At 75.2% G+C, this 8,508-nt stretch carries 6 protein-coding genes and 1 pseudogene; 4 read left to right on the top strand and 3 right to left on the bottom strand.

Annotated features, from left to right (window positions below; translation table 11 throughout):
* Nucleotides 1–10: 10 nt before the first annotated feature.
* Nucleotides 11–2,560 carry a SpoIIE family protein phosphatase gene (locus BMW62_RS19320; RefSeq protein ID WP_091934480.1) on the bottom strand — a complete coding sequence of 850 codons (2,550 nt, stop codon included), beginning with the start codon at nucleotides 2,558–2,560 and terminating at the stop codon, nucleotides 11–13.
* Between the two features lie 759 nt (nucleotides 2,561–3,319).
* Nucleotides 3,320–4,297, bottom strand: a complete 978-nt coding sequence (locus BMW62_RS19325; RefSeq protein ID WP_091934482.1) for a hypothetical protein — start codon at nucleotides 4,295–4,297, stop codon at nucleotides 3,320–3,322.
* Nucleotides 4,298–4,599: 302 nt separating this feature from the next.
* Here BMW62_RS19325 and BMW62_RS19330 point away from each other — a divergent pair, with 302 nt between their 5' ends.
* Nucleotides 4,600–5,544, top strand: coding sequence for a nucleoside hydrolase (locus tag BMW62_RS19330; protein WP_091934485.1), 945 nt, complete (start codon nucleotides 4,600–4,602; stop codon nucleotides 5,542–5,544).
* Here BMW62_RS19330 and BMW62_RS19335 read toward each other — a convergent pair whose 3' ends face one another.
* Nucleotides 5,545–6,237, bottom strand: coding sequence for a GAF and ANTAR domain-containing protein (locus BMW62_RS19335; RefSeq protein ID WP_091934513.1), 693 nt, complete (start codon nucleotides 6,235–6,237; stop codon nucleotides 5,545–5,547). It lies immediately after the preceding gene.
* Nucleotides 6,238–6,364: 127 nt separating this feature from the next.
* Between BMW62_RS19335 and BMW62_RS19340 the strand changes: the two genes are divergently transcribed.
* The 3 genes and pseudogenes from BMW62_RS19340 to BMW62_RS19350 all read left to right on the top strand — a co-directional run.
* A complete protein-coding gene (locus BMW62_RS19340) occupies nucleotides 6,365–6,874 on the top strand; it encodes an ATP-binding protein (protein WP_091934487.1) in 510 nt (169 codons plus the stop codon).
* Nucleotides 6,875–7,011: 137 nt separating this feature from the next.
* Complete coding sequence (locus tag BMW62_RS19345) at nucleotides 7,012–7,593, top strand: DUF6318 family protein (RefSeq protein WP_091934490.1); 582 nt, start codon at nucleotides 7,012–7,014, stop codon at nucleotides 7,591–7,593.
* A 503-nt stretch (nucleotides 7,594–8,096) separates the two neighbouring features.
* A pseudogene (locus BMW62_RS19350) lies at nucleotides 8,097–8,508 on the top strand (hypothetical protein); the annotation flags it as partial.

Raw genomic sequence — 8,508 nt, forward strand, 5'->3', positions numbered from 1 at the left:
CCGGCCGGCGTCAGCCCTGCGGGTGCAGGCGGACCGCCACGAGGGCGACGTCGTCCTGCAGCCCCTCGGGCCGCAACCGCTCCAGCAGGGCGTCGCACAGCTCGGGCAGCGGCCGGTCGGCCAGCTCGGCCAGCGCCGATCGCAGCCGGGAGGTGCCCTCGTCGAGCGAGAGGTCGCGCCCCTCCACCAGGCCGTCGGTGTACAGCAGCAGCGTCGTGCCCCGCGGCACCGCCACGACCGTCTCGGTGCGCCGCGTGGCCGGCTCCACCCCGAGCATCAGCTCGGCCCGCTCCCCCGCGAGCTCCTCGATCCGGCCGTCCGGCCGCAGCACCAGCGGCGGCGGGTGGCCGGCGTTGGACCAGCGCAGCCGGGTCACTCCCGCGGTGCACTCCTCGTCGCTCTGCTCGACCCGCACGACCGCGGCGGTGGCCAGCGTCCCCACGCCCAGACCCCGGATGGCGAGGTCGAGGTCGGTGAGCACCCCGGCCGGGCCGATGTCGCGGTAGGCGATGCCGCGCAGCATCCCGCGCAGCTGCCCCATGGCCGCCGCCGCCTCGGTGTCGTGCCCGACCACGTCACCGATGACCAGCACCGTCGCGCCCGAGGGCTGCTGGAAGGCGTCGTACCAGTCACCGCCGACCTCCGCGACCGCCACCGCCGGGTGGTAGCGCGCCACGATCTCGGAGTGGCCCGGCTGGGGCGGTGCCGTGAGCAGGCTGCGCTGCAGCCCCTCGGCCAGCCGGCGCTGCTGCTCGTAGAGCCGGGCGTTGTCCAGCGCCAGCGCCACCCGCCCGGCGACGTCCCGCGCCGTCGCGACGTCCTCCTGGTCCGGCACCGGCCGATCGGCGGACCGGTAGACGCTCAGCGCCCCGAGCGTGCGGCCCCGTACGGCCAGCGCCAGCGCCAGCGCCGACCGCGGCGCCAGCTCCCGGAACGCGTCACTGACCTCGCCCTCGGGCAGGGTGCGGCCCACGGTCGCGCCCACGTCGGGCACCACCATCACATGCCCGGTGGCCAGCGCCCTGAATACCGGGGCGTCGGGCGAGATCGAGGCCAGCCGCAACGCCGCGTAGCGGCGGGCGGTGGCCCTGAGCGCCGGGTCGCGGTGCCAGCTGGCGACGTCGCGCATCCGGCCGTCCTCGTCGGTGAGGCTCAGGATCGACCAGTCGCCGAGCTCGGGCACGAGCAGCTCGGCGACCCGCTGCAGCGCCTCCTCCTCGCGCGGCCGGGTGTCCAGCGACGCCCCCATGGCCGTCGTGGTGTGCGCGACCAGCGCGATGCGGGCGGCGCTGCGGCGGGCCTGCTCCTCCGCCCTCCGCCGCTCGGTGACGTCGAGGAAGGAGACCGACAGCCCGTCGGGAGTGGGCCAGCTGCGCACCTCGAACCAAGCGCCCAGCGGCGCGGGGTAGTACGCCTCGAAGAACTGCTCCTCACCGGTGTCCACCGCGGCCCGGTAGTACCGCTCGAAGTCGCTGCCCACGGCGGCCGGGAAGAGGTCCCACACCACCCCGCCGATCAGGTCGTCGCGGGAGGCACCCAGCACCCGCTCGGCCTCGGCGTTGACGTAGGTGAAGCGCCACTCCCGGTCCAGCGAGAAGAATGAGGCCTTCATCGCGTCCAGCAGGCGGGCGATCCGGACATCCTCCCGGCGCTGCGGCGTCGTGTCGAAGGCAGCACCGAGCAGCCGCACCGCGGTCCCGCCGTCGTCGGAGACCACCCGGCCGCGGCCCCGCACCCAGCGCGTCTCCCCCGAGGGGAGGACGACCCGGAACTCGGCGTCGTAGTCACCGCGCCCCTCGATGGCCGCCTGGAATGCCTCGGTCGTCCGCTCCTGGTCGTCGGGGTGCACGCGGGAGACGAAAGCGTCGATCGTCTCGTCGAAGTCGGCCCGCTCGTAGCCGAACAGGGCCAGCAGCCGGTCGTCCCAGAGCAGCCGGCCCGTCTCCAGGTTCCAGTCGAAGCTGCCGATGCCGGCGGCGTCGATGGCCAGCTCGAAGCGCACCCGGTGCGCCTCGTACTCCGCCGTGAGCGCCATCAGCTGGAGCTCGGTGCTGACCGAGTCGGCGAGCTGCCGCAGCAGGGCGACGTCCCGGTCGGTCCACTCCCGCACCCGCGGCTCGAAGGCGCACAGCGCGCCGATCGGCTCACCGCCCGTGGCGCGGACCGGGATGCCGAGGTAGGCGGCGACCTCCCCGGACCGGACGGGATCGCGGCCGGCCAGCCGCGCGTCGCGGGCGGTGTCCGGCACGACCAGCGGCGCATCCTCGCTCACCGCGACGGCGCACAGGGAGCGGTCGAGCGGCACCCGGGCCCCGATCCCGCCCGGCGGCAGCCCCGTGCCGGCCACCGCGGTCTGCACCTCCCCGACGAGCGAGACCTGGACGGAGGCGCAGTCCAGCAACCGGGTGGCGAGGTCGGTGAGGCGCTGGAGGCTACGGGAGCCGAGGGCCTCGCCGGCGAGCGCGCGGACCAGGTCGACGCGGCGCTCCGCGCCGGGCGCCGTCCCGTGGGGCGCCGTCCCGTGGGGGGCCGGGCCGTCGGGGCGCTCGGCGGCGGTCACGTGGGTTCCCCTCCACAGACGGTCCGCAGGTGGCCGGCGGCACGGTTGTTCCGGCCACGGCCAGGGGGAGAGCCTGTCACACCGGTGGAGCGCCGGGTGCACCACCGTCCGCGGGGCCCGGGGCGGGCGCCCGGGCGGGGCCGGATCGACCACGGGTCCGGCCCGCTCCGGCGGGCGCCCGCCGTCCGGCGGGAGGGAGCGGACGGGGTACCCGTCCACCGGCGCGTGCCCACGGACTCCGCGGCGCCGTCCGTCGCGTCGTCCCGGAGCACCGGCCGGGGATCGCGGACCCGGTCCCGGGCGACGTCCGCATCCCTGCCGGCCGGGGGGACCGGTGGCCCGCCACACCGCAGCCGGCCAGGCACCGGCCGGTCAGAGACCCGGGTGGTCGCGAGAGGGGTCGCGCCGCCGGGTACCGGCAGGGGCCTGTCGTCCACCACGCCGGACGGTTCGCCGGACCCGCGGTCGCCCGCCGTCCGCGATCCGCGCCTCCCTGGAGGGTCCGCGCGCTGCGTGCGGGAGCAGCAGCCGGCGGGAGGTCGAGGCCGGATCGGTGGAGCGGCGAGGCGTGCGGGTGCCGGGAGGGGCACCGTCGGGGGTGGGCCAGGTGCGGCCGAGGTCGGCCGGGGGAGGACGTGCTCAGGGGCCGGGTCGACGGTCCGCGACCACCCGGGGAAGGGGGTGGCCGGTTCCGGCGTGCTCGACGGGAGAGCGGTGGGACGGCGTGCCGCGGCTGGGTGCCGTGGTCGCGCTGCAGGATCAGCCTGACGCCGACGGCGCCGGGCGGGGGTGCGACGAGGGTGCCCGCACGGTGGACGGCGCCGGGTCGGTGCCGTCCGCGGGCCAGGTTCGTCGCGGGGAGCCGCGGACGGGGGGCGGATCACCCCGCGCCCCGGCTCCACCGGATCCCTGCGGGGATCTCGGTACCGGCACCCGGGGTGCCCGGTGCATCGGTGCGAGGGCGCGGACCGGGATGGACGGCGGCGTGGACCGCGCCCCGTACCGACCCGGGGACGGCCAGTCCCGCGGTGCACGCCCGCCGATGCGTGGCCGGCTCCGTGCCGCGGGGTCCGTGGGACCCGGGTGGGGGGTGGGACGGGCGGTCGCGTCAGGTGCGGCCGTACCGGTTCGCGACCCCGGCGACGACGCCGGTCCCGCGGGAAGGAGCGCCGCGGCGGGGGAAGACGCCACGGGCTGGATCGAGGGGGTGCTGGGCAGCTCGCGCAGCACCACGGGGGGATCGAGGTCGCGCAGCACCGGCGAGGCGGGCCGGCCCCACGCCAGGTGCCGGCCCTGCTCGCCGGCACCCCACAGCGCCATCCGGCGGGTGAAGGCCCGCAGCGCGGCGCGACGCCGGCCGGGGGCCGGGATGGGCGGGGCCGGGGTGCGCCAGGCCAGGTTCTGGCCCTGGTCACCGGCGCCCCACAGCGCCATCCGCCGGCTGATGCCGCGCAGCCCGCCCAGGGGCTCGCGGACGCGCTCGGGCACCACGGTGACCCGCGGGGTGGGCGTCGGGGGCACGGCGACCCGGGGCGCCGGTGCCGGCTGGACCGACCGCAGCGGGGCGGGCCGGGCCGACCGGTGCGCGGCCGGGCGGGGGCGGGAGCGGGGACGCGCCTCGTCCGCCCGGTCCAGGACGTCGATGAGGCCCAGCAGCGTGCTGGCCGGCTCGTGCAGCGAGCGGTCGGCGCGCACGGCTGCGGATGCCGGCCCGAAGGCCTGCCGGCTGCTGCTCATGTCGCCTCCCGAAGTCGTGTCCGCAGCAGGGGAAGGTGCCGCGGACAAGGAGAAAAGTAGGGACCGGCGGGCCCGCGGACCGGTTCCTCCGACACCCCTCCGGAGCCGCGTGACCGAACCGTTGCCCAGGCCCTCCGCGCCGGTCGGTCACCCCCCGCCCGGCGCATGTCCTTGTCGATTCGACGGCGCTCCGCGAGCGTGGAACGGCGGTTCCGGGCCGTCGGTCACCTCGGGACGACGCGGTGCGACCGGCGTGTCGGGGCCCGGGACGGCTCGGGCGATGCGGCTGCGAGGATGCGCCGGTGACCGACCGCACCCCGCTGGTGATCGACACCGACCCGGGCATCGACGACGCCCTCGCCATCCTGCTGGCCCTGGCCAGCCCGGAGGTCGAGCTGCAGCTGGTCACGACCGTGCACGGCAACGTGGAGCTGGCGCAGGTCACCGAGAACGCCCTGCGGGTGCTGCACCTCGCGGGGCGCTCCGACGTGCCGGTCGCCGCCGGCGCGCGGGCCTCGCTGGTCCACCCCCAGCCCGAGCGGGCCGGGCACGTGCACGGCGCCGCGGGCCTGGGCGGCGTGCAGCTGCCCCCCTCGCCGTCGGCGGTGGACCCCCGCCCCGCGGTCGTCGCGCTCGCCGAGCTGCTGACGGCCTCCCCCACCCCCGTCACCGTGGCCGCCATCGGACCGCTGACCAACATCGCGCTGCTGCTGGCCGCGCACCCGGAGGCCGCGGCACGCATCGGCCGGCTCGTGGTGATGGGCGGCTCGGCCGGGCGCGGCGGCAACGTCACCGCCGCCGCCGAGTTCAACATCTGGTCAGATCCCGAGGCGGCCCAGGTCGTGCTCTCCTCCTCGGTGCCGACGGTGCTCGTCGGCCTGGACGTCACCCTGCCCACCGTGCTCACCGAGGAGGGCATCGCCCGCTTCGCCGGGGCGGGGCCGGTCGGTCGCAGCGCGGCGGCGATCCTCCAGCAGTACCTGGACCACTCGCGGGACGCGTACGGCGCCGCGGGGGTCGTGGTGCACGACGCCCTCGCCCTCACCGAGGCGATCGCGCCGGGCACCCTGGGCACGGTGCGGCGCGACGTCGTCGTCGACACCACGCCGGGCCCGGGCCGCGGCCAGACCTTGGTCGACCGGCGGGCGGTCTCGCGCTCGGCGAGCGCGGTCGAGGTGGCCGAGACGGTCGACAGCGGCGCCGCCGTGGAGTTCCTGGTCTCCCGGCTGGCGCGGCTGGACGCCTGATCAGCGGTGCGTCTGGGTGCCCGCGACGATGCCGGCGGCGATGTCGCGCAGCTTGCGGTTGTAGCGCTGGGAGGCCTGCCGCAGGATCTCGAACGCCTGCTCGGCGTCGACGTGCCGCTCGGCCATGAGCACGCCCTTGGCCTGCTCGATGACGGCACGCGACTCCATGGCGATCCGCATGTTGCGGGCCTGGTCGGCGAGCTGGGCGTGCGCGTCGGCGTTGGCGACGGCCACCGCGATGGTCTCCGCCACCGCGAGACCCGCGGCCAGCGAGTCCGGCGACGCGAACGCCGCCGGCTCCGAGGAGTAGACGTTGAGCGCCCCGATGCTCGACCCCTGGTAGGGCAGCGGCACCGACAGCGAACTGCGAGCATTCGTCTCCCGGACGACCCTGGCGACGTAGTCGGGCCAGCGCTGCTCGGTGTGCATGTCGTCGATGCGCAGCACCACGCCGCCGCGACCGGCGTCGACGCAAGGCCCGTAACCCTGCTCGTACTGCAGCTCGTCGGCGGCCAGGGCCATCTCGCTCGAGAAGGCGGCCGTGAACGGCTTGTCGCCGCGGATCAGCGTGGTGGAGACGGACTCGGCGCCGGGGATCGCCCGGGCCGCGATGGCGGTGATCTCCCCGAGCACGTCGGCGAGCTCCCGCCCGCCCAGGCTGACCCTGGTGAGTTCCCGCAGCACGTCGTCCACCGGCACAGTGTGCCTGGTCAGCGGCGCACGGCCCGCCCCCCTTCGCGCGCGGCGTCCGCATCGGTCAGGATGGTGCGGCCGGGGCCCGGTCCCGGCGGTGCGTTCGGAGCAGACGCGAGAGGACGAGATGGCCGACGAGCTGGGCCACGACGCGTGGCCGTGCGCGCCCGTCCCGTCCGTCCCGGGTGATGTCTGGCACTGGCAGCTCGAGGCGATGCAGGTGGTGTCCCGGGTGCGCACCGACCTCCGCGCGCGGATCGCCCACCCGTCGGTCTCCGCCGCTTCGACCGAGGACGCGCGGGACGGGCTGCTCCTGGTGTTCGAGGAGCTGGCGTCCAACGCGCTGCGGCACGGCGGGGGCGACGTGCGCGCACTGGTGGTGGCCGGGCCCGCGGGCTGGCTGCTCGACCTCAGCGACGAGGCCCCCGACCGGCCGCCGGTGCCGGCGGTCGACCGGGATCCCGCGCTCGGCGGCATGGGCCTGCACCTCGTCGCCCAGCTCTCCACCGACTACGGCTGGGAGCGGCGGCCCGGCCGCAAGCACGTCTGGGCGCTGCTGCCCTCCGGGAAGGAGCCCGCCGAGCCGCTGCGGGAACGGCTCCCCGAGCAGCGCTCCCCCGGGATCACCCGGGACTGAAGCACTGGCGGTCACCCGGCGTCGTCATCGGCGGTAGGCAGGTCCCGCACACCGGGGCAACACCCGATCCGGTGGCGCGGGCGGGCTGTCCACAGTTACGGAACCGGATGCCGCCGAACTCTGCGTAGTCTCCCGCTGTGCGTGATCTCCGTGGGGGCCTGATCCGGACGACGCTCGGCTGCGTGCTGGCCGGCACCGTGCTGTTGACGGGGTGCTCGGAGAGGCAGGAGGCCAGCACCACCCTGCCGACGACGGCCGCCGCCCCGACCACCGAGGCGCTCCCGCCCCTGGGGCCGGCGGACATGCCGATGCCCGACGAGGCCCGGGAGCAGACGGCGCAAGGTGCCCAGGCGTTTACCGAGTACTACGTCGAGATCTACAACCGCGCTCTGCGGACGCTCAACACCACTTCCATGCGTGAACTGAGTCAGGGCTGTGAAGCTTGCGACCAACTGGCGGAGCAGCTGGAGCTCACCGCCTCGCGTGGCGAGGCCATCGCGGGCGGAGAAATGCGCATCGTCGCCAGTACCGCGCCGCATCTGCGCGGGCTGGAAGCGGATGTCGTTTTCGACGTCGCACAGGAATCCATCACTGCGACGGTCGGCGGCGAGCCAATCGAGGGTCGTACCTATCCGGGCAGCCAGTCCACCGGCGGAGGAGGGGTCCTCCGGTGGGACGATGACCGGTCAACGTGGGTGTTGATCCAGTGGAACGTCTAGTGACCGGCCCGTGCCGAGTAGTCGGGTTGTTGGGCCTCTCCTTGATTCTGCTCATCAGCCAAGCTTTTCCGGCCCTGGCGAACCACGACCCCAACTGCCTGGGCAGAGCTTGTGTACACACCGAGTTCGATGACGCCGGCATCGCGGTTGAGGCGCAGTACCTGTCACCCCCGGATGACACAAGCGTGAGGCGGGCAACCAACACGCCGCCGTCCGACCCGCCACCCTTCAGGTGGCGCCTTCAACTTCCCTGTACAGCCGAGGACGCTGCCACCGTTTCCTGCGACTCTCGCTCTCAGCGCGTGTGCCCGCGAGTCGAGGGGCGGCTCATCGAGTTCCGAGTCGTCCAGCGCCAGCGGCTCGCTCAGGGGGACGGAGTAGCAGTCGAGGGCTCCGTGCCTGTGCCTGGCACCCCGGTAGGCACGCCGTTCGCCGGCTGGATTCCCGATGGCAGCGCCTGTGTTGACATTACGGATCTGAATCCGCCGCCATCAGGCGCCGAGGTGTTCCGCTACTTTCAGCGTCTGCCGCTGCCGCAGCTGATGACCCGGCACCAGCCGCCCGGGAACGGCCTCACGGGGCTGCCGGTGATCTTCTACACCGATTCCCCGACCACCCAGACCTTCACCGTCGACATCCGCGGTTTCACCGTGGTCATCGACGCCACCGCCGAACAGTTCACCTGGCACACCGGCGACGCCGGCGGCCCGATCACCACCACCGACCCCGGCGCCCCCTATCCCGCCCACAGCATCGAGCACAGCTACCGGTCGGGCACCTACACCGCCTCCCTCACCGTCACCTGGGGCGCCACCTTCACCGTCGACGGGAGCGCCGAGACCGACGTCCCCGGCACCACCACCACCGAGGGCCCACCGGTCACCTTCGCAGTCCTGCAGGCCCGCACCGTGCTCA

The organism is Blastococcus sp. DSM 46786 (assembly GCF_900109665.1).
Taxonomy (GTDB): domain Bacteria; phylum Actinomycetota; class Actinomycetes; order Mycobacteriales; family Geodermatophilaceae; genus Blastococcus; species Blastococcus carthaginiensis.

Bases quoted from the DNA above. Each gene is read 5' to 3' on its own strand.
- BMW62_RS19325 (WP_091934482.1), bottom strand. From the start codon at position 4,297: ATGAGCAGCAGCCGGCAGGCCTTCGGGCCGGCATCCGCAGCCGTGCGC.
- BMW62_RS19340 (WP_091934487.1), top strand. From the start codon at position 6,365: ATGGCCGACGAGCTGGGCCACGACGCGTGGCCGTGCGCGCCCGTCCCG.